The sequence below is a fragment of the Martelella mediterranea genome (genome assembly GCF_021021415.1).
GTDB classification, from domain to species: domain Bacteria; phylum Pseudomonadota; class Alphaproteobacteria; order Rhizobiales; family Rhizobiaceae; genus Martelella; species Martelella mediterranea_C.
Map to the genome: position 1 here is coordinate 117,167 of NZ_JAINWJ010000001.1, position 25,838 is coordinate 143,004.

The 25,838-nt window shown below is 61.5% G+C and carries 24 protein-coding genes, 3 tRNA genes and 1 pseudogene; 14 read left to right on the forward strand and 14 right to left on the reverse strand.

Annotated elements, in window-relative coordinates; translation table 11 throughout:
• Window positions 1-4: 4 nt before the first annotated feature.
• The 4 genes from K7H91_RS00545 to K7H91_RS00560 form a co-directional block, all read right to left on the reverse strand.
• Window positions 5-964 (reverse strand): ABC transporter permease, encoded by a 960-nt coding sequence (locus K7H91_RS00545; protein ID WP_018064213.1) that lies wholly within the window; start codon window positions 962-964, stop codon window positions 5-7.
• 7 nt (window positions 965-971) lie between these two features.
• Complete coding sequence (locus K7H91_RS00550) at window positions 972-2,558, reverse strand: ABC transporter substrate-binding protein (RefSeq protein WP_230718190.1); 1,587 nt, start codon at window positions 2,556-2,558, stop codon at window positions 972-974.
• A 114-nt stretch (window positions 2,559-2,672) separates the two neighbouring features.
• Complete coding sequence (locus tag K7H91_RS00555) at window positions 2,673-4,118, reverse strand: carnitine 3-dehydrogenase (RefSeq protein WP_230718192.1); 1,446 nt, start codon at window positions 4,116-4,118, stop codon at window positions 2,673-2,675.
• Window positions 4,118-5,038 carry a 3-keto-5-aminohexanoate cleavage protein gene (locus K7H91_RS00560; protein ID WP_230718194.1) on the reverse strand — a complete coding sequence of 307 codons (921 nt, stop codon included), beginning with the start codon at window positions 5,036-5,038 and terminating at the stop codon, window positions 4,118-4,120. Before K7H91_RS00560 ends, K7H91_RS00555 begins: the two co-directional genes overlap by 1 nt.
• Before the next feature lie 419 nt (window positions 5,039-5,457).
• Here K7H91_RS00560 and K7H91_RS00565 point away from each other — a divergent pair, with 419 nt between their 5' ends.
• Window positions 5,458-6,384 (forward strand): GlxA family transcriptional regulator, encoded by a 927-nt coding sequence (locus K7H91_RS00565; RefSeq protein WP_230718196.1) that lies wholly within the window; start codon window positions 5,458-5,460, stop codon window positions 6,382-6,384.
• A gap of 7 nt (window positions 6,385-6,391) precedes the next feature.
• Here K7H91_RS00565 and K7H91_RS00570 read toward each other — a convergent pair whose 3' ends face one another.
• Window positions 6,392-7,276, reverse strand: a complete 885-nt coding sequence (locus tag K7H91_RS00570) for an alpha/beta hydrolase (protein WP_230718198.1) — start codon at window positions 7,274-7,276, stop codon at window positions 6,392-6,394.
• 306 nt (window positions 7,277-7,582) lie between these two features.
• Here K7H91_RS00570 and K7H91_RS00575 point away from each other — a divergent pair, with 306 nt between their 5' ends.
• From K7H91_RS00575 to K7H91_RS00595, 5 genes are all read left to right on the forward strand, one after another.
• A complete protein-coding gene (locus K7H91_RS00575; protein ID WP_230718199.1) occupies window positions 7,583-8,464 on the forward strand; it encodes a DMT family transporter in 882 nt (293 codons plus the stop codon).
• Between the two features lie 146 nt (window positions 8,465-8,610).
• Window positions 8,611-9,096, forward strand: coding sequence for a GNAT family N-acetyltransferase (locus K7H91_RS00580; RefSeq protein WP_230718201.1), 486 nt, complete (start codon window positions 8,611-8,613; stop codon window positions 9,094-9,096).
• Window positions 9,080-9,481: a GFA family protein gene (locus tag K7H91_RS00585; protein ID WP_230718203.1), complete on the forward strand. Its 402-nt coding sequence runs from the start codon at window positions 9,080-9,082 to the stop codon at window positions 9,479-9,481. The genes K7H91_RS00580 and K7H91_RS00585 overlap by 17 nt, the downstream gene beginning before the upstream one ends.
• 98 nt (window positions 9,482-9,579) lie before the next feature.
• On the forward strand, window positions 9,580-9,996 hold the full coding sequence (locus tag K7H91_RS00590) for a hypothetical protein (RefSeq protein WP_230718206.1): 417 nt from the start codon (window positions 9,580-9,582) through the stop codon (window positions 9,994-9,996).
• A 206-nt stretch (window positions 9,997-10,202) separates the two neighbouring features.
• A complete protein-coding gene (locus K7H91_RS00595) occupies window positions 10,203-10,565 on the forward strand; it encodes a helix-turn-helix domain-containing protein (protein ID WP_269065820.1) in 363 nt (120 codons plus the stop codon).
• A gap of 366 nt (window positions 10,566-10,931) precedes the next feature.
• On the opposite strand, the pseudogene K7H91_RS00600 reads toward K7H91_RS00595, so the two are convergent.
• Window positions 10,932-11,444, reverse strand: a pseudogene (locus K7H91_RS00600) (cold-shock protein); the annotation flags it as partial.
• A 227-nt stretch (window positions 11,445-11,671) separates the two neighbouring features.
• Here K7H91_RS00600 and K7H91_RS00605 point away from each other — a divergent pair.
• The 3 genes from K7H91_RS00605 (at window position 11,672) to K7H91_RS00615 (ending at window position 12,546) form a co-directional block, all read left to right on the forward strand.
• A complete protein-coding gene (locus K7H91_RS00605; protein ID WP_230718212.1) occupies window positions 11,672-12,112 on the forward strand; it encodes a VOC family protein in 441 nt (146 codons plus the stop codon).
• 167 nt (window positions 12,113-12,279) lie between these two features.
• Window positions 12,280-12,354 (forward strand) — tRNA-Glu (locus tag K7H91_RS00610).
• A 117-nt stretch (window positions 12,355-12,471) separates the two neighbouring features.
• Window positions 12,472-12,546, forward strand: a tRNA-Glu gene (locus tag K7H91_RS00615).
• Between the two features lie 48 nt (window positions 12,547-12,594).
• Here K7H91_RS00615 and recJ read toward each other — a convergent pair.
• The 6 genes from recJ to K7H91_RS00645 form a co-directional block, all read right to left on the reverse strand.
• Entirely contained in the window at window positions 12,595-14,409 is a 1,815-nt protein-coding gene (gene recJ, locus K7H91_RS00620) for a single-stranded-DNA-specific exonuclease RecJ (RefSeq protein WP_230718214.1), read from the reverse strand.
• 119 nt (window positions 14,410-14,528) lie between these two features.
• Window positions 14,529-15,842: a homoserine dehydrogenase gene (locus K7H91_RS00625; protein WP_230718216.1), complete on the reverse strand. Its 1,314-nt coding sequence runs from the start codon at window positions 15,840-15,842 to the stop codon at window positions 14,529-14,531.
• 139 nt (window positions 15,843-15,981) lie between these two features.
• Entirely contained in the window at window positions 15,982-16,383 is a 402-nt protein-coding gene (locus K7H91_RS00630; protein WP_230718218.1) for an acyl carrier protein, read from the reverse strand.
• Between the two features lie 166 nt (window positions 16,384-16,549).
• On the reverse strand, window positions 16,550-17,767 hold the full coding sequence (locus tag K7H91_RS00635; protein WP_018065959.1) for an LL-diaminopimelate aminotransferase: 1,218 nt from the start codon (window positions 17,765-17,767) through the stop codon (window positions 16,550-16,552).
• A gap of 183 nt (window positions 17,768-17,950) precedes the next feature.
• Window positions 17,951-18,145 (reverse strand): hypothetical protein, encoded by a 195-nt coding sequence (locus K7H91_RS00640; RefSeq protein ID WP_018065958.1) that lies wholly within the window; start codon window positions 18,143-18,145, stop codon window positions 17,951-17,953.
• A gap of 78 nt (window positions 18,146-18,223) precedes the next feature.
• Complete coding sequence (locus tag K7H91_RS00645; RefSeq protein ID WP_230718220.1) at window positions 18,224-18,616, reverse strand: GFA family protein; 393 nt, start codon at window positions 18,614-18,616, stop codon at window positions 18,224-18,226.
• A 65-nt stretch (window positions 18,617-18,681) separates the two neighbouring features.
• On the opposite strand from K7H91_RS00645, the gene sfsA reads away from it, so the two are divergent.
• The 5 genes from sfsA to K7H91_RS00670 all read left to right on the forward strand — a co-directional run bounded on the left by sfsA (window position 18,682) and on the right by K7H91_RS00670 (window position 23,566).
• Window positions 18,682-19,389: a DNA/RNA nuclease SfsA gene (gene sfsA, locus K7H91_RS00650; protein ID WP_230718222.1), complete on the forward strand. Its 708-nt coding sequence runs from the start codon at window positions 18,682-18,684 to the stop codon at window positions 19,387-19,389.
• A gap of 32 nt (window positions 19,390-19,421) precedes the next feature.
• On the forward strand, window positions 19,422-20,255 hold the full coding sequence (gene map, locus K7H91_RS00655) for a type I methionyl aminopeptidase (RefSeq protein ID WP_230718224.1): 834 nt from the start codon (window positions 19,422-19,424) through the stop codon (window positions 20,253-20,255).
• Between the two features lie 50 nt (window positions 20,256-20,305).
• Window positions 20,306-21,103: a RadC family protein gene (gene radC / locus K7H91_RS00660; protein ID WP_230718226.1), complete on the forward strand. Its 798-nt coding sequence runs from the start codon at window positions 20,306-20,308 to the stop codon at window positions 21,101-21,103.
• A 228-nt stretch (window positions 21,104-21,331) separates the two neighbouring features.
• Window positions 21,332-22,747: a Si-specific NAD(P)(+) transhydrogenase gene (sthA, locus tag K7H91_RS00665; protein WP_230718228.1), complete on the forward strand. Its 1,416-nt coding sequence runs from the start codon at window positions 21,332-21,334 to the stop codon at window positions 22,745-22,747.
• Window positions 22,748-22,750: 3 nt separating this feature from the next.
• On the forward strand, window positions 22,751-23,566 hold the full coding sequence (locus K7H91_RS00670) for an aminoglycoside phosphotransferase family protein (RefSeq protein ID WP_230718230.1): 816 nt from the start codon (window positions 22,751-22,753) through the stop codon (window positions 23,564-23,566).
• A gap of 320 nt (window positions 23,567-23,886) precedes the next feature.
• On the opposite strand, the gene tig is transcribed toward K7H91_RS00670, so the two are convergent.
• Window positions 23,887-25,482 carry a trigger factor gene (gene tig / locus K7H91_RS00675; RefSeq protein WP_230718450.1) on the reverse strand — a complete coding sequence of 532 codons (1,596 nt, stop codon included), beginning with the start codon at window positions 25,480-25,482 and terminating at the stop codon, window positions 23,887-23,889.
• Between the two features lie 197 nt (window positions 25,483-25,679).
• Window positions 25,680-25,755, reverse strand: a tRNA-Thr gene (locus K7H91_RS00680).
• Between the last annotated feature and the right edge of the window lie 83 nt (window positions 25,756-25,838).

The window sequence follows — 25,838 nt, forward strand, 5'->3', positions numbered from 1 at the left end:
CTCCTCACCGCGGATGCCGCAGACGCGGATTGGCGAGGATGGAGAAGATATCCGCCAGCATGTTCAAACTGATGTAGACCGCTGCGAAGATGATGCCGCAGGCCTGAACCACCGGCACGTCGCGCTTGGCCACATGGTCGACCAGATACTGGCCCATGCCGGGATAGACAAAGACCACTTCAACCACCACGACGCCGACGACCAGATAGGCCATGTTGAGCATCACGACGTTGACGATCGGCGCAATGGCGTTCGGAAACGCATGCCGCCAGATCACCTTGAAGCGGGAAAGCCCGTTCAGTTCGGCGGTTTCGATATAGGCGGACTGCATGACGTTCAAAAGCGCGGCACGGGTCATGCGCATCATATGCGCCAGCACCACCATCACCAGCACCGTGACCGGAAGCGCAATTGCATACAGTCTGGCGAAGAAAGACATGTTCTGATTGATCATCGCGACCGACGGCGCCCAGCCAAGCTGCACGCCGATGTAGAAGATCAGGATGTAGCTCAGCATGAATTCCGGCACGGAAATCGATGCCAGCGTGATCGTCGAGATCAGCTTGTCCGGCCAGCGGTTGCGATAAAGCACCGAAACAAGGCCGAGAATGATGGCGAGCGGCACCGAGATGATGGCGGCGCACCCGGCCAGGAACAGCGTGTTTGAAAGCCGTCCACTGATGGCGGTCGCGATATTCTGGCCATTGGTCAGAGATGTTCCGAGATCGCCGTGCAAAAGACCGACAAGCCACGTGATGTAGCGTTGGTAGACCGGCGCGTTAAGGCCAAGCTCGGCGCGCAGGTTTGCCAAGGCTTCAGGTGTGGCGGATTGGCCGAGAATGGCCTGGGCGACATCGCCGGGCAGCATTTGCGTGCCGGCGAAGATCAGGATCGATACGAAAAAGATCAGCATGAGGCCCAGCGCTAACCGCTGGGCCACAAGCTTGAAAAGGGAGGCGTTCATGGGCGCCTCAGGCCTTCCAGCATTTTACGGGGGCAAGACCGTTCATCAGCTCGAAGACGCCGTTTTCTTCCCAGCCCTGAACATCAGTGCTGACGGCCTGAACGAACTCGTTGAACATCGGGCAGATGAGACCGCCCTCGTCACGCAGGATCTGCGCCATCTGGCTGTACTGTTCCTTGCGCGTTTCCTGGTCGAGTTCGCCCTTGGCTTCCAGCAGAAGCTCGTCGAATTCCTCATTGTAGAAATGCGTGTCGTTCCAGTCGGCGCTTGAAAGATAGGCGGTGGTGTACATCTGGTCCTGAACCGGACGGCCATCCCAGTAGGAAGCGCAGAACGGCGTATTGTTCCAGACATCCGACCAGTAGCCGTCATCGGGCTCGCGCTGGATCTGCAGCGGAATGCCGGCGGCCTGTGCGCTCTGCTGGAAGAGCTGCGCGGCATCGACTGCGCCCGGGAAGGCGGTTTCGGCAACACGCAGAATGATCGGGCTGCCGTCATGACCGGAAGTCTTGTAGAGTTCGGCGGCCTTTTCGGGGTCGTACGAGCGCTGCTCGATGCTGTCGTCGAACAGCGGGTAGCTCTCGTTGATCGGGAAATCATTGCCAACCGAACCATAGCCACGCAGGATCTTTTCGACCATTTCCTCGCGGTTGATGGCGTATTTCAGCGCGTTGCGCAGTTCCCTGTTGTCGAAGGGCGGCTGGTCGCACTGCATGATGAACACGTAGTGACCGCGACCGGCAACATGATCGACGGTGATGTTCGGCGCACGGTCAAGCAGACCGGCAACGCGCGGCGCGACCTGGTTGACGATATCGACCTGACCGGACTGAAGCGCTGCATTGCGCGCCGTCGCATCATTGATGATGGTCATCTCGATCGTGTCGAAGTGACCGCGGCTTTCGTCCCAGTAGTCTGCGAACTTCTCGAAGGTGTAGCGAACGCCCGGCTCGGCCTCGACGATCCTGTAGGCGCCGGTACCGATGCCGGCGGTCGGATCTTCGCGGCCGCCGCCCGGCTGGATTGCCAGATGGAAGTCGGAAAGGAGATAAGGAAGGTCCGCCGTCGGCACATCGACCTCGACGATCAGGTTTTCACCATCGACGCGGATATCGGAAATGCCGCGCATGATGCCGAGCGCGCCGGACTTGGAATCCTCATCGGAATGGCGCAGCAGCGTCTGGCGCACATCTTCCGGCGTCATCGTCTCGCCATTGTGGAACTTGACGCCCTGGCGGATCTTGAAGGTCCAGGTCTTGGCGTCGTCGGAGGCCTCGAAGGATTCAGCTAGACGCGGGTTCAGCGAGCCGTCTGCGTTCACTTCGAGAAGCTGTTCGCCATAGGCGCGGACAACGTGGAACGGCACCTGGCTGGCAATCAGCGCCGGGTCGAGCGAGGTGGTGGACGAGCCGCCGCCGAGGCCCATGCGCAGCGTGCCGCCCTTGACCGGCTCCTGCGCCATGGCCATGCGGCCGAACATCGAATTGGCGGCAACGGCACCGACGCCAAGCGCCGAGGTGCGGGCGATGAATGCACGGCGGGACATGCCGCTCTTCAAAATGCCGGGTGTGAGAAATTTCCGATAATTGTTCATTTTGCTTCCCTCTTGGTTTGGATTTGTCCGCAAACGAGGCGGCTCGTGAGCCTCTCTGGTGGGGCGGAATAAAATTGCTGGAACGAGCCCGTAAGAAACTTTGCCCGGTCGCAGCTAACGACTGCCGGGCCGCTCGCCGACAAAGCGGCCAGCGCCATCGGCATCGAAAACGGAATGTACACGCTCGAATTCCGCCAGCTTTTCGGCGACCTCACCTTCCGGAACGCACGTACGCCGCGCCTTGAGGTCGGTGTGCAGCAGCAGCGTCTCGACGGTTGCCGCCAGTTCGCCGTCGCCGCGGAAAAGCCGGTGGAACAGATGCATCTTCTTGCCCTGGCCGGATAGCAATTGCGACGTCGCCGTCAGCCTGTCGCCCTCGTGAACCTCGTTCAGATAGCGCACATGGCTTTCGACGGTGAAATAGCTAAGCCCGCCGGCGAAATAGGCTGCATCCGCGCCGATCAGCGCCATGAAGCCATCTGTAGCCTTGGAGCCGGCCTCCAGATAGAAGGCCTCGTTCATGTGGCCGTTATAATCGGTCCATGACGGCGGCACCTGGCGGCTAAGCGTCACGGGAAGGCCATCGCGCGCTCCGGCGACAACAAGATCGGCCTCATGCGCCGACACGACCTTGCCGGCGGCATTGTCGCTGACCTTCAGCGCCCGCAGGATGCCAACAAGGTTGTCGTCGCGCTCCCGCTCCAGCGACCGGATCGACTTTTCACCCGACTGGTCGTTCGACTGCCCAGCGATCAGCTCGACAAGCTCGTCGTTGAATTCCGGCACGTCCATGAGCTTTGTCCACGGCCAGGAAAGCGCCGGGCCGAACTGCGCCATGAAATGCTTCATGCCAGCTTCGCCACCGGCAATCCGATAGCTTTCGAACAGACCCATTTGGGCAAAGCGCAGGCCGAAGCCCATCCGGATCGCCTCGTCGATGTCTTGCGTTGTGGCGACGCCATCCTTCACCAGCCACAGGCTTTCGCGCCAGATCGCCTCCAACAGCCGGTCGGCGATATGGGCATCAATTTCCTTCTTCACTGTCAGCGGGTACATGCCGATGGCGGTGAGGATGTCGGCAGCCTTCGCGCAGGTCGCCTCATCGCCCACGAGTTCGACGAGCGGCAGCAGATAGACCGGGTTGAACGGATGGGCGACGATGGCGCGGGCACCCTTTTCATTCAGCTCAGAGGGTTTGAAACCGGACGTGGACGAACCGATGATCGCCCCCTTTCCCGCCGCCGCAGAAATCGCTGCATGGGTTTCATGCTTCAGCGCCAACCGTTCCGGCACGCTTTCCTGTACCCAGATGGCACCGCAGACAGCCTCTTCAAGTGTGTCACAGAAGGTCAGCGCCCCTTCGACGGGCAGCGGCTTATCGTAGAGCGCCGGCAGCGAGCGGCGGGCATTGGCGATGACCTCGCCAATCTTCCGTTCGGCTTCCGGATCGGGATCGAACACTGCGACATCAAAACCATTCAGCAGGAAGCGTGCGGCCCAGCCGCCGCCGATCACGCCGCCGCCGATAATGGTGACCTTTGATGGGCCATCCGAACTCATCAGGCAGCCCCCTTCGGCGCACGTTTGACCAGACCGAGCTTTTCACGCACGGCCTCCGGCCCGATGACGCGACCGCCCATGTTTTCAGCAATCGTGACCGCTTTTTCGACGAGTTGGGCATTGGTGGCGAGCACGCCCTTCGACAGATAGATATTATCCTCAAGCCCGACGCGGATATTGCCGCCGGCAAGCATGGCGGCTGCCGCATAGGGCATCTGATCACGACCGAGCGAGAAGGCCGACCAGTGCCAGTCTTCCGGAACATTGTTGACCATGGCCATGAAGGTGTTGAGGTCGTTCGGCGCGCCCCATGGCACGCCCATGCATAGCTGCACCAGCGCCGGCGATGTCAAAATGCCTTCCTTGACCAGCTGTTTGGCGAACCAGAGGTGGCCGGTGTCGAAAGCCTCGATCTCCGGCTTCACGCCGAGATCCGTCATCATCTGCCCCATGGCGCGCAGCATGCCGGGCGTATTGGTCATCACGTAATCGGCTTCGGCGAAATTCATCGTGCCGCAATCGAGCGTGCACAGTTCCGGCAGGCATTCGGCGATGTGGACGACGCGTTCGGCGGCGCCGATCATGTCGGTTCCGGCTTCATTGACCGGCAACGGCGCTTCCGTCGACCCGAAAGTGATATCGCCGCCCATGCCGGCCGTCAGGTTCAGCACCACATCGACCTCCGCATCGCGGATGCGGTCCGTCACTTCGCGGTAGAGTGCGGGAAGGCGTGACGGCGCGCCGGTTTCGGGATCGCGGACATGACAGTGAACGATGGCTGCGCCCGCCTTGGCGGCATCAATGGCGCTTTTGGCAATCGCTTCCGGTGAACGGGGAACATGGGGCGAGCGGTCCTGGGTACTGCCTGAACCGGTTACGGCACACGTGATGAAGACATCCCTGTTCATTGTCAGAGGCATGAATACTCCTGTTGTGTCACTCCCGTCGTGAAGAGGCGGAGAGCGAGAATTCTCGTTGCGCACAAGCCGGCCTGACCTTGAAGGCCGGGTGCGAATTCCAATTTTTCTCGCGCAGATTGACGCCCTGCGCGGCGTTTAACATGCAGGTATGAATCGGACTTCGGATGCGAGACGCATCCCGGCACGCGGCGTGCAGCCATGTGCATGACCCGGTGGAAAAACAGTCGCATGCCGCTAGGGACAGGCATGCCCCGTCAGGACAGACTTCGTCACCGGCTCGTCCGATTGTCCAGGCGACGGGCCTGAGGCGCGCTGTCGCGAGGACTGACGGTTTCGATGGGCAGGAGAATAGGTTAGCCATGCGCCGGTGTTTTATCCTATTATGCCATTTTATTGTCCAATAAGGCCAATTTCGCCCCATGAACGTCACATTCCTGCTCCTTGACGGCTTTTCGAACCTGGTCTTCTCATGTCTTCTCGAACCGCTTCGCATGGTTCACGATCTTTATCGGGAGGATATCAGATGGCAGGTCATCAGCGCCGATGACGAAGCGGTGGAAAGCTCTTCGCACCTGTTGCTCGTCCCCACGGCAAAGCGCGAGGACATCGAGGCCTCCGATCTTCTCGTTATCATTTCCAGCAACGGTTACCGCCAGCACCCAACGCCTGAAAACCAGCGCCTCGTGATGGCGCTCGCCCGACAGAGCCGTTATGTCATAGGCGCGGATGCCGGTGCATGGATGCTCGCCTCGACCGGTCTTCTGGACGACCTGACGGCAACGCTGCACTGGTCGGTGATCAGCGAGTTTGCGGAGACCTTTCCGGACGTTCACGTCAGCCAGGCAGGCTACGTCAAGGAAGGGCGGCTGTGGAGCTGCGGCGGCGCCTCGACGGCGCTGGAACTGATTCTCGCCTTCATCACCGAGGAGTTTGGCGCGGCCAGGGCGTTCATGGTTTCATCCATGTTCATGCATGATGCAAGCCCACAGCGCGACGGCGCGCGCATGCCGACGGCGCTTTCCGTGCCAGGACGCGGCAAGATGGACGCCATCATCGACATCATGGTGGAAACGATCGAAAATCCGCTGTCGCTCAGCGCGCTTGCCGATCGCGCCCACATGTCGACACGCACCCTTAACCGGCTGTTCAAGGCCGAGCTCGGCATGTCGCCGGGGCAGTACTACCAGAACATCAGGCTGGCTCACGCCCGCGAGATGGCGGAAAACACGGCGCTGGGCCTGCGCGAAATCGCGATCCGCTCCGGCTATTCGAACGCCCCTGCCCTCAGCAAGGCCTTTCGCAAGGCCTATGGGCACTCGCTGCGCAAGATCGAAAAGAAGCCGTGACCGGCCTTCAGTCGCCGTGGCACAGGAGCGAGAGCCGCTCCGTGATCCGCCGGAACATATCCGCCGCCCTCTGGCTGCGGTGGCGGGCGCGCAGCCAGCCATGCACCAGTCCCGTTCCGGTTTCGACATGGACGGAACCGCCGACAGCTTGCGCGGCGGCCTGATAACGCAGCGCGTCGTCATGCAGCGGATCGCATTCGGCGGAATAGATGAAAGTTGGCGGCAGGCGGGCAAGATCGCCGGCCCGCGGCGTTGCCCTCGGATCTTCGGGCGTGCCGCCGCGTACATCGCCATAGCCGCGCAACTCGTCACGGGAAAGCAACGGCGCGTGGGCATGAGTCTCGAAGCTTCCGCCCTCCGGTGCAAAGCCGAGCGAGGGATAGATCAGAACCTGCCCCGCAAGCGCCGGCCCCACCCACGTTCCGGCCACGGAGGCGCAGAGCGACGCGCCGGCACTATCGCCGCAAAGCACCAGCCGGCGCGCCTCTGCAAGCGCGCGCAGGACGGCCATCATATCATCATAGGCCGCCGGATGGCGGTGCTCCGGCGCAAGCCTGTAGTCGACGGACACCACCTGAACGCCGGTCTCGGCGGCAATTTCCGCGCAAACATCGTCATGGCTCTCCAGCCCGCCCAGCACAAAGCCGCCGCCATGGGCATAGACAATGACCGTGTCGGTCTCTGCCCCATAAAAGCGAACCGGCACGCCGTCGATCGTCCCGTCGAGAACCGTGAGCCCTACCGGTCGTCCGGCATGAAAATGCGCCGCCATACGATCGTAAGCCGCCCGCTGCCCGTCCCAGTCGTCACCCTTCAGGTCCGCAGGATAGAAAGCCATTGTTTCATTAACGAAGTCGAGAATGGTCTGGTCCAGATAAGTCGTATAATCCACGAACACGCTCCCTTGGCTGCAGGGATCGTTAGCTCATTTTCCCATCGGCAAACAAGTTCCCGCGAACAGGTCAAAAAGCGAACCACCGATTTGAACGCGAAGCGTTTGAGCTTGCCGAAACGAGGTCGACGGGCAGCGACAAGGCCGGCCGCGCCGTCGACGCCAAGGCTGCCGGACCAGCCAGGAAGGCCGTACTCGACCCGGGCTTCAATGACCTCTACGACGTCCTCGCACTTGCCTCTTCAGCTCCGGATCGGGCAGTCTGTCACTTCGCATACGTAAAGGCATCGACAGAAAGAGATCGACATGCAGGCTGCGCCGTCCGGCAGAGAGGCAAGTTACACCAGCGGCGTTGTCCTGATGTGCGCCGGCGTTGCCTGCCTGAGCGCCAATGATGCAGTAGCCAAGGCGCTGACCTCGCACTACCCGCCGCTTGAGATTCTGTTTCTGCGCAATGTGGTTGCCTTTCCCTTCACCGTGCTCATCGCCATCACCATGGGTGGACGGCAGGCGCTGAAGACCTACCGGCCCGCAGCACACATGCTGCGCGGGGCGCTCTGGGTCTGCGCCACGATGATGTTCTTCACGAGCTTTATATATCTCGGACTTGCGGAGGCCACCGCGCTGATCTTCGTGGCGCCTTTCTTCATTACCCTCATTTCGGCGCTGTTTTTGGGCGAAAAGGTCCATATACGGCGATGGCTGGCGGTCCTCTTCGGTTTTCTCGGCGTTCTCGTGGTCATCCGCCCGGGCGGCGCGACCTTTCAGGCGGCCTCACTGCTGCCCGTTGCCACAGCACTTGTCTACGCATTGCTGATGCTCAGCGCCCGCTGGGTCGATGCGCGTGAGAGTGTGTGGACACTGCTGGTCTATCTGACGGGCACGGCAGCGCTGATCAGCGTGTTCATCGTGCCCTTCGTCTGGGTGCCGGTGCGCCTCGAAGACCTTTGGCTTTTTGCGGCCATCGCCATTTTCGGAACGGCGGGCATGACAATGATGACGCAGGCCTTTCGGCTGACCCCGGCGGTTATTGTCGCGCCGCTGGACTATACCGCACTCATCTGGGCCACGCTGTTCGGCTGGTTGATCTGGCGGGAAAGTCCGGACGCCGCGACCTTCCTGGGCGCGGCGATCATCATCGCCAGCGGCGTTTTCACGATCTTCCGGCAAAAAGGCAAAGCCGCATGACCCTGCAGAAACGTAACATTCACGGACACGGATAACAGATGGCACGCCAACCGCATGCGCCGTTAGCTTTTGATATCCGACCGGCAAGATGGGCGGACTTTGAGGCCGTTATGGGAGAGAAAGGCGGCTGTGGCGGGTGCTGGTGCATGTTATGGAGACGCAGCGCCAGGGCGATGGAAGCCGGAAAGGGTGATGGCAATCGGCAGGCCATGAAGGCGATCTTCGACAGCGGCGCTGTTCCGGGGCTTGTCGCAATGCATGGAGACGAGGCTGTCGGATGGATCCAGGTCGACCGGCGATCGGCATTCCCGCGCCTTGCATCGTCACGAATCCTGAAGCCGGTGGATGAACGGGCGGTCTGGAGCGTTTCATGTTTCCTGGTCGACAAGCGATACCGGCGTCAGGGGCTCTCGCTCAAACTGTTGAACGCGGCTGTCGAATGGGCCCGTATGCACGGGGCAGCAATCATCGAGGGCTACCCGATCGATACGCCAAAAGCAAAATATCCGGCCGTCTATGCCTGGACCGGTTTCATGGGAACATATAGCAGCGCCGGTTTCACCGAGGTCGCCCGCCGATCCGAGACGCGACCGATCATGCGAAAGCAGTTGAAAAATGATGGAGAGGATTGAGATGATCAAAGGCAGATGCGAATGCGGCGCGGTCGCTTTCGAGGTGGAAAATGTGCGCGACACCGTCACGATCTGCCATTGCAGCCAGTGCAGACGAACCAGCGGTCATCTCTGGGCATCGACCCACGCGCCATTCGACAAGCTGACATTCCTGAATGACGAAGGACTGCGATGGTATGCATCGTCTGATCATGCAAAACGCGGCTTCTGCACGCATTGTGGATCCAGCCTGTTCTATCGCATGAATGACGAAGCAGGCATCGGCATCGCCGCCGGTTGCCTGGACGACACCTCCACCTTGCACGTCAGCAAACATATCTTCGTTGCCGACAAGGGCGACTACTATCCTCTGCCCCGGTCGCGAGCCACGATCGATATGGACTGATGTTGGGCCAGCCATAGTCGAGACGTATCCGGCGCCCGATCCGGCAAGAGAGTGACCGGCCTCCGCCGTTCTAGGCCGCAAGCGATTGTTCCGTAGGTTTGGCCGCGTCGAAAGGCAAAGTCATCAAAGCCTATGACAGTGAGTTTATCGCTCTGATCGGCTATACGTCGGCGAACCACCCGCAGCAGCGTGTCGTTGCCCACCGGCATCATGAGGCGATTGGCAAAGGCGGCAGCCGTTCTGCCGCCGAGTGCCAGGCCAAGATGGTGGACGACAGTTTCCAGCCGTTGAGTGCGCCGTCCATAGCGGGCCAACACACCGCCATCGAACTGCTCGCAGAATACGCGCCGACCGCAGAGGACAGAATCGCACCAGAACCGGCGCGCGACTATCGTCAACTTTACACGCCGACCAGAAAGTGGAAGGTCAGCAGGTCGGCGAACATATCGGCTTTGAACTCTCGGCTCGCTCGTCCGCAGTCCGGATATCTTCCCAAGGGGGTGGCGCGACCGTAACAGGATCTGAACGCTATCCGCTACAACCTTCACTTCATCTACTGAAAAGCCGTCAGGCGCGAGACTCGCGTGCGGAATTCGATGTCGCATAAGCTGATTCTCAAGTGAATTAGCAAAAGCCTGCCTTCCAACAGCAGCAAAGTGCGTCAGAGTTAGTTCTCAGTGGAAATACGGGGCAGTTCTCAGCGAAAATCAACAATCAAAGGTTGGAGTTTTGCCGACTTTGTGCGCTTGAGGGCGCGAGTGTTTCGGAATTGTGCCTGCGCTTCGGGATATCTCGTCGAACGGGCTATGTCTGGCTGAAGCGCGTCAGATCTGGCGAGGCGGCGCAGGAACGCTCGCGGCGTCCGCCTTCAAACAAGTCAAAAGGGGCATTCGATCGCTGGCGCGACCTCTACAACCATTATCGGCCTTATCAGGGCATCGCCATGGCCGTGCCCGCCAGCCGTTACCGCCCATCGTCGCGCAGCTTTCCCGCCCCTGCTCCGGAGCCTGTTTACGATCCGGGCAAGATCGTCAGGCGAGTCAGTAGCACCAGAGCCTACGTCGCCTTCAAGGGGCAGGCCTGACGCATGCCAAACGCCTTTCAGGGCGAGGCACTCGCCATCAGACCCTTGGAGACCGACGGCCAATACCGCGTGTTCTTCGCAGCAAACCTGTCAGCCATATCTCCGGGCTTTACATCAAGCCCGAGCTTCCAGGCGGTTCAAGACATTGAATTCAGGATATTTTCTGCAACCATTTATCATATGGCCTGGATCCTCCGGTCAAGCCCGAGGATGACTCGGCATGGGTGGGTGGGGCCTTACTCAACCGAAGCCGCGAAGAGAAAAGCGATGTCGTGAAATTCAATAAAGACACGAAATTCAGCGATTTCAACGCTTTTCGATGTTCTCGCGATTATTGAACCGGACACGATTGGCCCAAACGACGCGTCAGTTGGTGCGGTGCATCGGGTTCGGAATATCGGGATGAACCTCGGCGGCCATCAGGCCCTTCGGTCCGTCGCCGAATCGCACCAGCACGCTCTGGCCCTGGACCAGTTCGGTCAGGCCGTAGCGGCGCAGCGTCTCCATGTGGATGAAGATATCCTCGGTGCCCTCGCCGCGGGTCAGGAAGCCGAAGCCCTTTTCGCGGTTGAACCATTTGACGATCACCCGCTCCAGCCCGCTCGTCGCCTCGACATGGACATGGGTCTTGACCGGCGGCAGCTGCGAGGGATGGACGGCGGTGGACTGGTCCATGGACAGGATGCGGAACGCCTGATAGCCGCGCTCGCGCTTCTGCACCAGCGCCACGACGCGGGTGCCTTCCAGTATGGTCTGGTAGCCGTCCTTGCGCAGGCAGGTGACGTGGAGGAGAATATCGTCCATGCCGTTGTCCGGCACCACGAAACCAAAACCCTTGCCGACGTCGAACCACTTCACGAAGCCGGTAACCTCGAGCAGTTCCCCGGCTTCAAGGCCCGCATCCTCTGCGGCAGAATATCTTCCCGCTTGAGACCTCTCGGCCATGTTGCCCCCGCTCCTTGAAAAACCCAGGCCGCGAATTAACTGATTCTTCACAGAAGAATAACATTCATCCATCTGATTCCTGCAATACCCAAACGCATGAAATCGGGAATTGCGGGTCAACGCCGCAGAAATTTTCAGTTTAGCCCACAGGAAAGTGACCTATGCATTATCTCCACACCATGGTCCGCATAACGGATATCGACGCCTCGCTGCGATTCTACTGCGAGTTGATGGGGCTGAAGGAAGTCCGCCGGATCGAGAACGAAAAGGGCCGGTTCACCCTGATTTTCCTCGCCGCACCCGCCGATCTCGAAAAGGGCGACAACGACCACGTGCCGAAGCTGGAGCTGACCTATAACTGGGATCCGGAAGAATATTCCGGCGGCCGCAATTTCGGCCACCTCGCCTATCGGGTCGAAAATATCTATGATTTCTGCCAGAAGATGGCGGATGCCGGCGTCACCATCAACCGCCCGCCGCGCGACGGCCATATGGCATTTGTGCGCTCGCCCGACGGCATTTCGGTTGAAATCCTGCAGGAAGGCGATGCGCTGCCGCCGCAGGAGCCCTGGGCTTCGATGCAGAACACCGGAAGCTGGTAAGAGGACTTTTCCGCTGACCGTGCAAGCACGGATTTTAGGCGGAAAAAACAAATACTTATTGAGGCGCCGCAACCGGCGCCTCTGATGTGTCTTTTTTTTGAAGAATTCGCTGATTTGCGCTTGCGGCAATTCATCTGCCTGATTATAAGGGCGCCCAGCGAACGCATGCGCCCTTCGTCTATCGGTTAGGACGCCAGATTTTCATTCTGGAAAGAGGGGTTCGATTCCCCTAGGGCGTGCCATCCTTTGCGCGAGGTCATTGACCTTTTGCGGGATGTTTCCGGAGCCTGGATGCTTCGAGAATGGTGTTTGCTGCGGCGGCGGTTCCGGCTTTGCGGTGACCGCCGTTTTTGAAATGTGCGCCCTTCGTCTATCGGTTAGGACGCCAGATTTTCATTCTGGAAAGAGGGGTTCGATTCCCCTAGGGCGTGCCATTTCAAAACCTTCGGTTTCCCAGCCGAAAGAATTCCCCGCATTTCATTTTATGATGTAACGGCCGCATCGATGATTCGCAGCTGAACGCGGCGCTGGCCCTGCCAGTGGTCGCCGGAAAGCGTTCCCGCGACATGCAGGCTGCGTCCGCGGCTGCCAAGCAGAAGCTCGCCCAGAGGCTTGTCGGCAGCACGGAAGGCGATGCCATCCAGCGCCGTCCCCTCCGCGCTTTCAAGCCGCACCTTCACATGGCCGCCTGCGCCGATCACGCGCGCGTCGCGCACCCTGTGCTGCGGCAGCGCGAAGATCGGCTGCGGATGGCCGGAGCCGTAGGGGCCCGCCGCTTCCAGCCGGTCGATCAGGTCAAGCGTGGCGCCCGAGGCGCTGAGCGCGCCGTCGATCTTCAACACCGCGTCGGCCGCGAGCGCCTCGACGGCGTCGCACGCGTGGTCCTCAAAGAAGGCCCGAAGCGCCGAGAGCTTCTCGCGCGTCACCGTCAGGCCGGCGGCCATGGCATGCCCGCCGCCCTTGACCAGCAGCCCCTGCTCCACCGCCATGCGCACCATCCGCCCGAGGTCGAAGCCAGAAATCGACCGGCCGGAACCGGTACCGCGGCCATTGGCATCGAAGGCGATGGCGAAGGCGGGCCGCCCGAACCTGTCCTTCAGGCGCGAGGCCAGCAGGCCGACGATGCCGGGATGCCAGCCCTGGCGGGCGGTCACGATCACGCCCGCGCCGCTGCCATCGCCGAATTCGGCGATCGCGTCGGCCTCCGCCTCCTGCAGCATCGCCGTCTCGATCGCCTGGCGCTCGCGGTTGAGCTGGTCGAGGCGTTCGGCGATCGCCTCTGCCTCTTCCGTATCATCGACGGTCAGAAGCCTACTGCCGAGCGCCGCGTCGCCGATCCGCCCGCCGGCGTTGATGCGCGGGCCGATGAGGAAACCGAGGTGATAGGGCGTCACCGGCCCTGCGAGGCCGGCGCGCTTGAACAGCGCCGCGAGACCGGGATTGGAGAGCGAACGCGCCACGATCAGCCCCTTGACCACATAGGCGCGGTTCAGCCCCCTGAGCGGCACCACGTCGCACACCGTCGCCAGCGCCACCAGATCGAGCCAGGACAGGAGATCGATCCGCCCGGCCCGCATGTCGCCGGCCTGGCGCAGCGCGCGGTGGGCGGCGACCAGAACGAGAAACACAACGCCGGCGGCGCAGAGATGCCCCTGCCCCGACAGATCGTCCTCGCGGTTGGGGTTCACCAGCGCTGCGCATTCCGGCAGGTCGACGCCGACCTGATGGTGGTCGATCACCACGACATCGACGCCGAGTGCCTTCGCCGCCGCAAGCGATTCGTGGCTGGTGGAACCGCAATCCACGGTCACGATCAGTTTCGCGCCGTCCCTGATCAGGCTTTCGATCGCCTGCGGGTTCGGCCCGTAGCCCTCGAAGATCCGGTCGGGGATATAGATCTCGACCTCGAGGCCGAGCATGGTGAGGAAGCGGTACATGAGCGCCGACGAACAGGCCCCGTCGACGTCGTAGTCGCCGAAGATCGCGACCTTTTCGCCGCGTTTGACGGCTTCGATCAGGCGCGCGACCGCTGCCTCGCAATCGGTCAGGCTGAAAGGGTCCGGCATCAGCGAGCGCAGGGTCGGGTCGAGAAAGGCGGGCGCGTCGTCCACCGGCACATCGCGGCCGGCCAGCACCCGGGCAATCAGCTCGGACAGGCCGTGGTTCTGCGCCATGGCCAGCGCCCGGTTTTCGCCGGCTGGCCCCAGACGCGGCACCCAGCGCAATTCGCGCGCGGAACGATCCACGCCCAGAAATGCCCGGGGGCTCGCCTTGCGCTGGGCGGCAGTATCAGTCATCAGGCCTCGGCTCCGCTTTGACGTTCTGCCCTTCATAGCGCCTGATGCGCCCCGATGTCATCGGCTGATCGCGACGACGCATGGCAGCCGAAGCGCGAATCCGGAGCAGGAACCGCGCTTCAGGGCTTTTCGATGCGGATAACCTGCGGCTTGCCGACGATGTAGCCATCGCTCTCCATCGCCTTGACGGCGTTTCGGATCGAAAGCTCGGTGGTGGCGTGGGTGACCATGATAATGGTCTTGGTCGGCGCGTCGCGCTCGCCATTGGCCGAATGCTGCACGATCGATTCGAGCGAGATCTGGTTGTCGGCCATGCGCCGGGCAATCGCCGCGATCACGCCGATCCGGTCGGCCACCCGCATGCGGATGAAATAGCCGCCCTCATGGCTGCGCATGCGCGCCCGCTTGTAGGGCTCCAGCGATTTCGCCGGCCGGCCGAGCGCCGGCACGGTCTGCGCGCCGGGGCGCGACTTGGCGATATCGGCGATATCGCCAAGTACGGCGGAGGCCGTGGCATCGCCCCCCGCCCCCGGGCCGACCATCAGCAGGTCGCCGAGAATATCGGATTCGATCGCCACCGCATTGGTAACCCCATCGACCTGTGCGATCACGGTATCATGCGGCACCATGGTGGGGTGCACGCGCTGTTCGATGCCGCCGCCCGTGCGCTGGGCAACGCCCAGGAGCTTGATGCGATAGCCGAGTTCGGCCGCCGCGCGGATATCGTCCTGGGTGATGTTGGAGATACCCTCGAGATAGATATCGTCGCAGGAAATCTCGCAGCCGAAGGCAAGCGAGGTCAGGATCGCGAGCTTGTGGGCGGTGTCATTGCCGTTGATGTCGAAGGACGGATCGGCCTCGGCATAGCCAAGGCGCTGGGCCTCCTTCAGGCAGTCCTCAAAGGACAGCCCCTCCTTTTCCATCCGCGTCAGGATGTAATTGCAGGTGCCGTTCATGATGCCGTAGACGCGGGTCATGGTGTTGCCGGTGAGCGATTCGCGCACGGCCTTGATCACCGGAATGCCGCCGGCGACGGCCGCCTCGAAATTCAGCAGCACGCCCTTTTCCTCGGCGAGCGCCGCGAGCGCCACGCCGTCTTCGGCGAGCAACGCCTTGTTGGCGGTCACGACATGAATGCCCCGCTCCAGCGCCGCATTCACCGCATCCTTCGCGGCCCCGCTCGCGCCGCCGATGAGCTCGACCAGCACGTCGATATCGCCCTCGCGCGCCATCGCCGCCGGATCTTCGTACCATGTGGCCGAGGTGACATCGATGCCGCGATCCTTGCTGCGGTCGCGCGCCGATACCGCCGTCACCATAATGGCGCGACCGCAGGCGGTGGCGAGGTTTTCATATCGCTCGCTGATGATGCGCACAAGCGAGGCGCCGACGGTTCCAAGACCGGCGACGCCGATTTTCAGGGCATCTGCCATGGGGTATTCCTACTGACCCGAATTTCACGTTCGGACGCAAGCGTCCGCGCTTCATTTAGATCGTTTCGGCGGCAATTGAAACATTCCGGGCCGGGAAATTTGGAAGGGCCTGCACAGGAACGGCATCGAGCGGAAACATTCACGCTCCTGCTTCACCTTCGCTGTGGACGAAAACTTCCGCCGGGTCCGCAAGTTGCGAATAGTGGGCCTGCGATTTGTGTATAGTCTTGACCAGATCGCCAACGGTGGCGCTGGAGAAAAGATACTCATCCATAATCACCACAGCGAACTCGTCCTCAAGAGCCATGCCCAGCTCGAGGATATCGATCGAGTTGACGCCCAGATCGTCCAACGTAGCCAGCTCAACGACGTCGCGCTCGGCCGAGCCGATGACGGCGATGATCGTTTTCTTTACCCGGCCAAAGGTTTCACTCATCCGCAGTTCCTCCGCTTGAAGCCCTGCCGCGAGCGCCGGCTTCGCCTGCCAGCCAGGCAAATTCCCAACGTGAACCATTCCCGCAAGGTTTCTCTTGTTATTCATGATAGCGCTACCACCCCTGATTTAAAAGAGGATTCTTCCCCAGCGATAAACTAATTCTCGTCAGAGGAATGCGGTATTGGTTATGAACCTGGCATGAACATTGGGCGATCAGGAAAGCCATCGCCTTCCTGATCGAATTGCGAGAGGGGGGCACCTTGCCGCTACACTATCGATGCGCCTTCAGCGACACGATGTTGTCGGGCGCGACCTCAGTGGTGGCGAAGAAACGCTTGAGGTTGCGCGCGGCCTGGCGGATGCGGTGCTCGTTTTCGACCAGCGCGATGCGCACATGATCGTCGCCCTGCTCGCCGAAGCCGATGCCGGGGGCAACGGCGACATCGGCCTTTTCCACCAGCAGCTTGGAGAATTCAAGCGAGCCCATCTCCGCGAAAGGCTCGGGGATCTTCGCCCAGGCGAACATGGTCGCCGCCGGCGGGGTCACCTGCCAGCCGGCCTTGGCGAAGCTTTCGACCATGACGTCGCGACGCTTGTGGTAGATTGAGCGGACCTCCGCGATATCCGAGCCATCGCCGTTCAGCGCGTGCGTGGCGGCAACCTGGATCGGGGTGAAAGCGCCGTAATCGAGATAGGACTTCACCCGCGCGAGCGCCGAGATCAGCCGCTCATTGCCGACGGCAAAGCCCATGCGCCAGCCCGGCATGGAATAGGTCTTGGACATCGAGGTGAACTCGACCGCGACGTCCTTGGCGCCCGGCACCTGGAGCACGGAGGGCGGCGGCGCGCCATCGAAATAGATTTCCGAATAGGCGAGATCGGAGAGCACGATAAGCTCGTGCTTCTTCGCAAAGGCAACGACCTCGCGATAGAAATCCAGGCTCGCCACCTGCGCGGTCGGGTTCGACGGGTAGTTGAGCACCAGCGCGATCGGCTTGGGGATCGAGTGTTTCACCGCCCGCTCGACCGGCCCAAAGAAGCTGTCATCCGGCTCCACCGGGATCGAACGGATCACGCCGCCGGCCATCAGGAAGCCGAAGGCGTGGATCGGATAGGTCGGGTTCGGGCAAAGGATCATATCGCCGGGCGCGGTGATTGCCTGCGCCATGTTGGCAAAGCCTTCCTTGGAGCCGAGCGTGGCGACGATTTCGGTCTCCGGGTTCAGCTTGACGCCGAAACGGCGGGCATAATAGCCGGCCTGGGCGCGGCGCAGACCGGGAATGCCCTTGGACGAGGAATAGCGGTGGGTGCGCGGATCGCGCACGACCTCGCACAGCTTGTCGACCACGGATTGCGGGGTCGGAAGATCGGGATTGCCCATGCCAAGGTCGATGATATCGGCGCCCGCCGCTCGCGCGCTCGCTTTCAAACGGTTGACCTGTTCGAAAACGTATGGCGGCAGTCGCCTGACCTTGTGGAACTCTTCCATCTTCTTCCTCTTGGAACACTGGGTTGAACGATCCTTGCCTTTCGAAGGATCGTCGAAACGAGAGCAGGAAAAACCGCCCTTACGCAACAATCAACTGCACTTGCGTCGATTTTGCGGCAGAAATCCTAATACTCTGTTTCATCCTTGCCACAGAGGAAGGCAAGAACGGAGGTTTTTGGAGGATTACTGGGGGGCGGGAATGCCGGCCAGTCCGTCGAGCTTGGTCGTCATGGTCGCGACCTCTTCATCGGTAAACTGCGGATAGGCCGCCGTGCCGGTATCGCAGACGTCCGGCTCGCCGCAGGTGGTGGAGCAGGCGGCAAGAAGCGAGGCCGCCGCCACAAGGGTTACACTCAAGATCATCCGGCCGAATTTCATCGCATCTCTCCAGGCGCCGCGGCGGCGCAAATCAGTCGCCGGCAAATCTGCCCGGTTTGGCGGCCGGGTGCAAGCAGGTCAGTCTTCCGTTCGCCCCTCGCCTTCCCGGTCACGCTCGTAGCGATGGGCGACCGGCAGCGGCGGAAGCCAGGATTCGCGCCGGATCGTCCACAGTTCATAGGTCGGCTTGAAACGGTCGGGCTGATCGAACGTGCCGAGATTGATCTCGATTTCATCGCCGCTCACGGCATAGACCGGCGAACCGCAGGTCGGGCAGAAATACCTGTCTTCGAAGCAGCTCGCCTCGCCCGCAATGCTGACGGCGGTCTCGGGGAAGATCGCGGCCGCCTGGAACGGCGCGCCGTGATGCTTGCGGCAATCGAGGCAATGGCACACGCCCACCCGATAGGGCTCTCCCGACACCGCAATCCGCACCCTGCCGCAAAGGCATCCGCCCGTTATCCATTCCATGATCTCGTCTCCTCGTTGGCGTCCACCCCTTGCAAGCGGCACTTGAAAGGCTAAAACGCATTCCCATGCAGTTCGATCCTCCCTTGATAGCGGCAACGCTGATCCGGCGCTACAAGCGCTTTCTGTTCGATGCCGTTCTGGAGGACACCGGGGAGACGATCACCGGCTCCTGCCCCAATACCGGCTCGATGCTCGGGCTCAATACGCCCGGCTCGCGCATCTGGCTGTCGCGCAATGACGACGGCAAGCGCAAATATCCCCACCGCTTCGAGCTGATCGAGGCCGATGGCACCGTCGTCGGCGTGAATACCGGTCTGCCGAACCGGCTTGTCGAAGAGGCGATCCGGATGGGCATGGTGGCCGATTTTGCCGACTACCCCGTGATCCGGCGCGAACAGAAATATGGCCGCCAGAGCCGTATCGACCTGCTGCTGTCGGCCGATGACCGGCCCGACCTTTACATCGAGGTCAAGAATGTCCACTTCATCCGCACGCCCGGTCTCGCGGAATTTCCCGATACGCCGACGGCGCGCGGAACCCGGCACCTGGCCGAGCTTGCGGATATGGTCGCGGCGGGAAAACGGGCGGCGATGGTCTATCTGATCCAGCGCGGCGATTGCGAAGGCTTCGCCATCGCCGCCGATCTTGACCCGGTCTATGCCGAGGCCTTCAAATGCGCCCGTCGCGCCGGCGTCGAGGCCTATGCGATAAAATGCAATGTATCCCGTGACAGCATCACGCCAGATGGTACAGTATTGGTTGATAACATGTAAGCGCACACGCCAGGGCGGTGCGGAGGATGACCATGGTAAATTACGCCGATGCGGCAACCGCGCCGCTGAAGAATGACGGTACAATCCGCCTTTATGATGAGGCAGGCTTTGAGAAGATGCGCCAGGTCTGCCGCATCACCGCCGGCTGTCTCGACAGCCTCGCCGATCTGATCAAGCCGGGCGTCACCACCGAGGAGATCGACCGCCACGTGCTGCAGTACGGTCTCGACCACGGCGTGGTGCCGGCAACGCTCGGCTATCGCGGCTACAAATATTCAAGCTGCACCTCGATCAATCATGTCGTCTGCCATGGCATGCCCAATGCCAAGCCGCTGCGCGAGGGCGACATCATCAATGTCGACGTCACCTATATCCTCGACGGATGGCACGGCGATTCGAGCCGGATGTATCCGGTAGGGCAGTTGAAGCGGGCGGCCGAACGGCTCTTGGAAGTGACCTACGAATCGTTGTTGCGCGGCATTGCCGCAGTGAAGCCCGGCGCGCGCACTGGCGCCATCGGCGAGGCGATCCAGACCTATGCCGAAAGCGAGCGCTGTTCGGTGGTGCGCGATTTCTGCGGCCACGGCGTCGGCCGGCTGTTCCACGATGCGCCCAACATTCTGCATTACGGCCGCAAGAACGAGGGACCGGAACTGAAGGAAGGCATGATCTTCACCATCGAGCCCATGCTCAACCTCGGCAAGCCCCATGTGAAGGTGCTGAATGACGGCTGGACCGCAGTGACCCGCGACCGCTCGCTTTCGGCCCAGTACGAGCATACCGTCGGCGTCACCAGCGAAGGCTGCGAGGTGTTCACGCTGTCGCCCGGCGGCTACGACCGTCCGGGGCTGACACCCGCGCTTTAGGTCGTTTCAGGATTGGAACCGATGTTGCCTGCTATCGCTCCAGGAGCCGCATGAAGAAACCGCCCGCCAAAGGCAAACCAGCCGGCCTTGAAGAAGACGGCCCCGACGAACGGACGTTCTTCGCCGATCAACCGCCCGAACGTCCGTTTAGGGGCGGCGATATCCGCGACAAGACGCCGAGCCATGTCCACGGCCATCGCGACCGGTTGCGCGCCCGTTTCAGGGAGAGCGGGGCCAACGCGCTCGCCGATTACGAAATCCTCGAACTGCTGCTGTTCCGGCTGATCCCGCGCCGCGATACCAAGCCAATCGCCAAGGCGCTGATCGAGCGGTTCGGCTCGCTTGGCGGCGTGTTCGGCGCGCCGGCGGAACTGCTGCAGGAGGTCCCGGGCATCGGCGAGACCGTCGCCTTCGACCTCAAACTGATGTCGGCTCTGGCGCAGCGCAGCCTGAAAAGCTCGCTGAAGGACCGCCCGATCCTCGGATCATGGTCGTCGGTGATCGACTATTGCAACGCGGCCATGGCGCACGAGACCCGCGAACAGTTCCGCATCCTATTTCTCGACAAGCGCAACAAGCTGATCGCCGACGAAATCCAGGGCATCGGCACGATCGATCATACGCCGGTCTATCCGCGCGAGGTGATCAAGCGGGCGCTGGAACTGTCGGCCACGGCGATCATACTGGTCCACAACCACCCCTCCGGCGACCCGACCCCTTCGCGCGCGGATATCGACATGACCCATATGATCATCAACAGCGCCAAGCCGCTCGGCATCACGGTGCATGACCACATCATCATCGGCAAGGATGGCTATGTCAGCTTCAAGGGCTTAAAGCTCATCTGAGGCCATAGACTCGGCATGCAGCTTGTGGCTGTATGTAATGAAAACATCACGGAGCGGGACCATATTGCGCCGCAAACGCCGCGCTGTTGCGGCGCGGGAACCATTTCACGTAAAGCATTTCGCATGTCAGGCGGAATCTTCCGGCGACGGCGGACATGCGGCAGAACGATAGGATTGTGCCTTCCGGCACATGTCTTTGAATTTGAATAACCAAATCGGGGTGATTTTATGAATTCTTACGATCTGGTCGTCATCGGCAGCGGTCCGGCCGGCCGGCGCGCCGCGGTGCAGGCCGCCAAGCTCGGCAAGACGGCGCTCGTCATCGACAAGGGCTCTCAGGTGGGCGGGGTCTCCGTCCACACCGGCACCATCCCGTCCAAGACGATGCGCGAAACCGTGCTGAACCTCACCGGCTGGCGTGAGCGCGGCTTCTACGGCCGCTCCTACCGCGTCAAACAGAAGATCACCGCCGACGACCTGCGCGCCCGCCTGATCAAGACGCTGGATTACGAGATCGACGTGCTGGAATGGCAGTTCGAGCGCAATCGCGTCGAGCAGGTGCGCGGCTTCGCCCATTTCGTCGATGCCCATACGATCGAGATCGAGAAGGACAGCGGTGAAATCCAGCGCGTTCACGCCGAAGCCGTGCTGATCTCGGTCGGCACAAGGCCGTACCGCCCGCCGAACGTGCCGTTCGATGGCCAGACGGTGATGGACAGCGACGAGCTGCTCAACATCAAGGCGATTCCGCGTTCTATGATCGTCGTCGGCGCCGGCGTGATCGGCATCGAATATGCGACCATCTTTTCCGCGCTCGATACCCAGGTGATCGTGGTCGAGCCGCGCGACAGCATGCTGGATTTCATCGACCGCGAGATCCGCGACAATTTCGCGGCCCAACTGCGCGACCGCAACGTCAAGCTTCTGTTCGGCGCGGGCGCGGACAAGGTCGAGAAGATCGCCGACGGCAAGGCGCGTGTCACGCTCTCCAACGGCCGGGTGCTGATGGCCGAATCGGTGCTGTTTGCCGCCGGCCGCCAGGGCGCGACCGACACGCTGAACCTTCAGTCCGTGGGGCTGGAGGCCGACCGTCGCGGCCGCATCAAGGTCGATCCGATCACCTTCCAGACCGATGTGCCGCATATCTACGCCGCCGGCGATGTGATCGGCTTCCCTGCCCTTGCCTCGACCTCGATGGAACAGGGCCGCATCGCCGCCCGCCACGCCGTGGGCGCGGAGGCCGAGGAGCCGCCGCAATTCTTTCCCTACGGCATTTACGCCGTGCCGGAAATGTCGACCTGCGGCATGACCGAGGAGGAAATTCAGGAACGCGGCATCGCTTATGAATGCGGCATCGCCTTCTTCCGCGAAACCTCGCGCGGTCACATCATGGGCATTCAGAACGGGCTGCTGAAGATGATCTTCTCGCTGAAGACCCATCGTCTGCTCGGCGTCCATATCGTCGGTGAGGGCGCGACCGAACTCATCCATATCGGCCAGGCGGTGCTGAACCTGAAGGGCACGGTGGAGTATTTCGTCGAGAATACCTTCAACTATCCGACCCTTGCCGAAGCCTACAAGATCGCCGGCCTCGATGCTTCCAACAGGATCGCGATGCTGGAGGCCGCCGAGCAGAGCGAATAGGCCATGTTCGAGGCGCTGCTGGCCGAATGGCAACTGTCACCGGCCGGCGCGCCGATCGTGACGGCGACCGGCGCATTGCTGCCGGTGCTCCGCAACGGCCGGCCGGCAATGCTGAAGCGGTTCACCGATCCGGAGGAAGCCATCGGCGCCGCCCTGCTCAAATGGTGGGACGGCGATCGCGCAGCCCGCATTCTCGCCGAAGCCGACAATGCGATCCTGATGGAGCGGGCGACGGGTTCAGTATCGCTGACCGCCCTTTCTCTTTCCGACGAGGATGATCGCGCCTGCCGCCAGATCTGCGCCACCGCCGCGCGGCTACATGCCCACCGCCCTGCCCCTTTGCCTGCGCTGACGCCGCTCGACCGCTATTTCCGGGCGCTGCTGGAGGCGACGCCCGGCGAACACCCATTCCTCGACCGGGCGTCGGACGAGGCGCGCCGCCTGCTCGACGAACCGCGGGATCTCCGCCCGCTGCACGGCGACCTGCACCACGGCAATATTCTGGATTTCGGCGACCGCGGCTTTCTTGCCATCGACCCCAAGGGGCTTTACGGCGAGCGCGCCTTCGACTTCGCCAATGTCTTCTGCAATCCGGATATCGATGTCCCGGACGCCGTCATCGCGCGCGATCAGAGCCGCTTCGACCGCCGTCTGGACATTATTGCTGCGGCCGCCGATCTCGACCGGACACGCCTGCTCCGCTGGACTATCGCCTGGTGCGGCCTCTCCGCAGTCTGGTTCCTGCGGGATGACGATATCCGGGCCGACATTCCGCTGACCGTCGGAAAGCTCGCGCTCGAACGGCTTGCGGAAGACTGACGGTCGAGAAATTTGAAAATCGGCAGCCGCAAAAACGCACGGGTGAACCGACGACGCAGACTGCTGACAAGCCTATCCCCTTTACGGACGTCATCCTCGGCCCTGTGCCGAGGATCTAACCACCTTTCCACACGAGCGGAGTTGGCGTTTGGGAATAGGGCGTATTTAAATAGATTTTCGTCCGAAACGCTGGTCGTGCTGATACGTGCTTAGATCCTCGGGTCAAGCCCGAGGATGACGAGGGAGAATGGGGCGGGCACCGCCAACAAAAAACCCGCCCGGGCGAACCGGGCGGGTTTTAAATTCACGAAGCCGCAGGCTTATTCGGCGCTGTCGTCGGCCTTCTTTTTCGGAGCGGCCTTCTTCTTCGGCGCGGGCTTCGCATCGCTGTCGGCGTCAGCCTTGGCAGTAGCAGCCTTCTTCGGAGCGGCCTTCTTGGCCGGCGCCTTCTTGGCGGCAGGCTTTTCAGCCTCTTCGGGAGCTGCGTCATCCTCGGCCTTGGCGGCGGCCTTCTTCGGCGCAGCCTTCTTCTTGGCGGCGGGCTTCTTTTCAGCCTTCTTGGTCGCCGCTGCTACCTCGTCGTCATCGTCAGCCATCAGCTCTTCCTTGGAGACCGTGACATCCTTGACGTCGATGCCTTCGAGCAGGTGGTCGACCACCTTTTCCTCGAAGATCGGCGCGCGCAGCGATGCCTGGGCGCCGGGGGTTTCGCGGAAGAACTTCAGGATTTCCTGCTCCTGGCCGGGATACTGACGCATCTGGTCATAAAGCGCGCGCTGCATTTCCTCATCGGAAACCTGAACGCCGGCCTTCTCACCGATTTCGGACAGCACGAGGCCGAGACGGACGCGACGCTCGGCAAGCTTGCGGTATTCGCTGCGCGCTTCCTCTTCGGTCGTGTCCTCATCCTCGAAGGTCTTGCCCGAACGCTCCAGATCGGCCTGGACCTGGCGCCAGATGTTTTCAAACTCGGCATCAACCAGCGACTGCGGGGCTTCGAAGGAATACTGTTCGTCGAGCTGATCGAGGATCTGACGCTTGACCTTCTGGCGGGTGAACTGGTTGTACTGGCCAACGATCTGCTCGCGCACGAGCTCGCGCAGACGATCGGCCGATTCCAGACCCAGCTTTTCGGCCAGCGCGTCGTTGATCTCCAGTTCGCCGGCGGAGGCGACTTCCTTCACGGTAACGTCGAACACGGCTTCCTTGCCGGCGAGATGTTCGGCCGGATAGTCTTCGGGGAAGGTGACCTTGACCTGCTTTTCGTCCTCGGCCTTGACGCCGACGAGCTGCTCTTCGAAGCCGGGGATGAAGCGGTTGGAACCGAGCACGAGCTGCGAATCGGTGTCGGCGCCGCCTTCGAAGGCTTCGCCGTCGATCTTGCCGACATAGTCGATGGTGACGCGGTCGCCATCCGCGGCCTTGCCCTTCTTGGTTTCGTATTCGCGGGCGTTTTCGGCAACCGCCTTGACCTGCTCCTCGACTTCCTCATCGGAAATCTCGACAACCGGACGCTCGACTTTCAGGCCGTCGGTCGGCTGAAGCTCGAACTTCGGCAGAATTTCGTAGGATACGGTGAATTCGAAATCGATTTCGCCGTTCAGGACCTTGTTGGCCTCGCCCTCATCCTCGGTCATGTCGATCTTCGGCTGGCCGGCGGCGCGTTCGCCGCGCTCGGCGATCACGGCCTGCGGCTTTTCCTGCAGCGTCTCGTTGACGATTTCCGCCATGACCGACTTGCCGTAAAGCTTCTTGAGGTGCGACATCGGCACCTTGCCCGGACGGAAGCCGTTGATGCGAACCTTGTCCTTGGCGTCCGCCAGGCGTTCATTCATGCGCGCCTTCAGATCATCCGCAGGAACTGTGATCTTGATTTCGCGCTTCAGCCCTTCGGCGAGCGTTTCGGTTACCTGCATATCCATACCTTCATTTCATATCGGCTCGAAAGCCGTGGGGTTACATGCGCAAACGCGGCGTCATGGCCGGGCGCGACTTCTTGCAATATCCTTGGCATTTTGACAAGCTTTTCCGGGCTTGGGCAAAATGGCGCCAGGGCATTTACCGGCCGGAAGCGTCGAACTCGACGCCTTGCGCGGTAACCCTGAAAGCGGCTTGGTGCCCCCGGCAGGATTCGAACCCGCGACCCTCTGATTACAAATCAGATGCTCTACCAACTGAGCTACAAGGGCATTGGGCATGCCAACTATCAGATTTGGCCCTGCTGTAAAACGAAAAAATCATCTATTTCGTCGCTATTTTGGCGCAGCCGGAA

Coding starts and splice junctions, on each gene's coding strand:
- K7H91_RS00545 (WP_018064213.1), bottom strand. CDS start 964: ATGAACGCCTCCCTTTTCAAGCTTGTGGCCCAGCGGTTAGCGCTGGGC.
- K7H91_RS00550 (WP_230718190.1), bottom strand. CDS start 2,558: ATGAACAATTATCGGAAATTTCTCACACCCGGCATTTTGAAGAGCGGC.
- K7H91_RS00555 (WP_230718192.1), bottom strand. CDS start 4,118: ATGAGTTCGGATGGCCCATCAAAGGTCACCATTATCGGCGGCGGCGTG.
- K7H91_RS00560 (WP_230718194.1), bottom strand. CDS start 5,038: ATGCCTCTGACAATGAACAGGGATGTCTTCATCACGTGTGCCGTAACC.
- K7H91_RS00565 (WP_230718196.1), top strand. CDS start 5,458: ATGAACGTCACATTCCTGCTCCTTGACGGCTTTTCGAACCTGGTCTTC.
- K7H91_RS00575 (WP_230718199.1), top strand. CDS start 7,583: ATGCAGGCTGCGCCGTCCGGCAGAGAGGCAAGTTACACCAGCGGCGTT.
- K7H91_RS00580 (WP_230718201.1), top strand. CDS start 8,611: ATGTTATGGAGACGCAGCGCCAGGGCGATGGAAGCCGGAAAGGGTGAT.
- K7H91_RS00585 (WP_230718203.1), top strand. CDS start 9,080: ATGATGGAGAGGATTGAGATGATCAAAGGCAGATGCGAATGCGGCGCG.
- K7H91_RS00605 (WP_230718212.1), top strand. CDS start 11,672: ATGCATTATCTCCACACCATGGTCCGCATAACGGATATCGACGCCTCG.
- recJ (WP_230718214.1), bottom strand. CDS start 14,409: ATGACTGATACTGCCGCCCAGCGCAAGGCGAGCCCCCGGGCATTTCTG.
- K7H91_RS00625 (WP_230718216.1), bottom strand. CDS start 15,842: ATGGCAGATGCCCTGAAAATCGGCGTCGCCGGTCTTGGAACCGTCGGC.
- K7H91_RS00630 (WP_230718218.1), bottom strand. CDS start 16,383: ATGAATAACAAGAGAAACCTTGCGGGAATGGTTCACGTTGGGAATTTG.
- K7H91_RS00635 (WP_018065959.1), bottom strand. CDS start 17,767: ATGGAAGAGTTCCACAAGGTCAGGCGACTGCCGCCATACGTTTTCGAA.
- K7H91_RS00640 (WP_018065958.1), bottom strand. CDS start 18,145: ATGAAATTCGGCCGGATGATCTTGAGTGTAACCCTTGTGGCGGCGGCC.
- K7H91_RS00645 (WP_230718220.1), bottom strand. CDS start 18,616: ATGGAATGGATAACGGGCGGATGCCTTTGCGGCAGGGTGCGGATTGCG.
- sfsA (WP_230718222.1), top strand. CDS start 18,682: ATGCAGTTCGATCCTCCCTTGATAGCGGCAACGCTGATCCGGCGCTAC.
- map (WP_230718224.1), top strand. CDS start 19,422: ATGGTAAATTACGCCGATGCGGCAACCGCGCCGCTGAAGAATGACGGT.
- radC (WP_230718226.1), top strand. CDS start 20,306: ATGAAGAAACCGCCCGCCAAAGGCAAACCAGCCGGCCTTGAAGAAGAC.
- sthA (WP_230718228.1), top strand. CDS start 21,332: ATGAATTCTTACGATCTGGTCGTCATCGGCAGCGGTCCGGCCGGCCGG.
- K7H91_RS00670 (WP_230718230.1), top strand. CDS start 22,751: ATGTTCGAGGCGCTGCTGGCCGAATGGCAACTGTCACCGGCCGGCGCG.
- tig (WP_230718450.1), bottom strand. CDS start 25,482: ATGCAGGTAACCGAAACGCTCGCCGAAGGGCTGAAGCGCGAAATCAAG.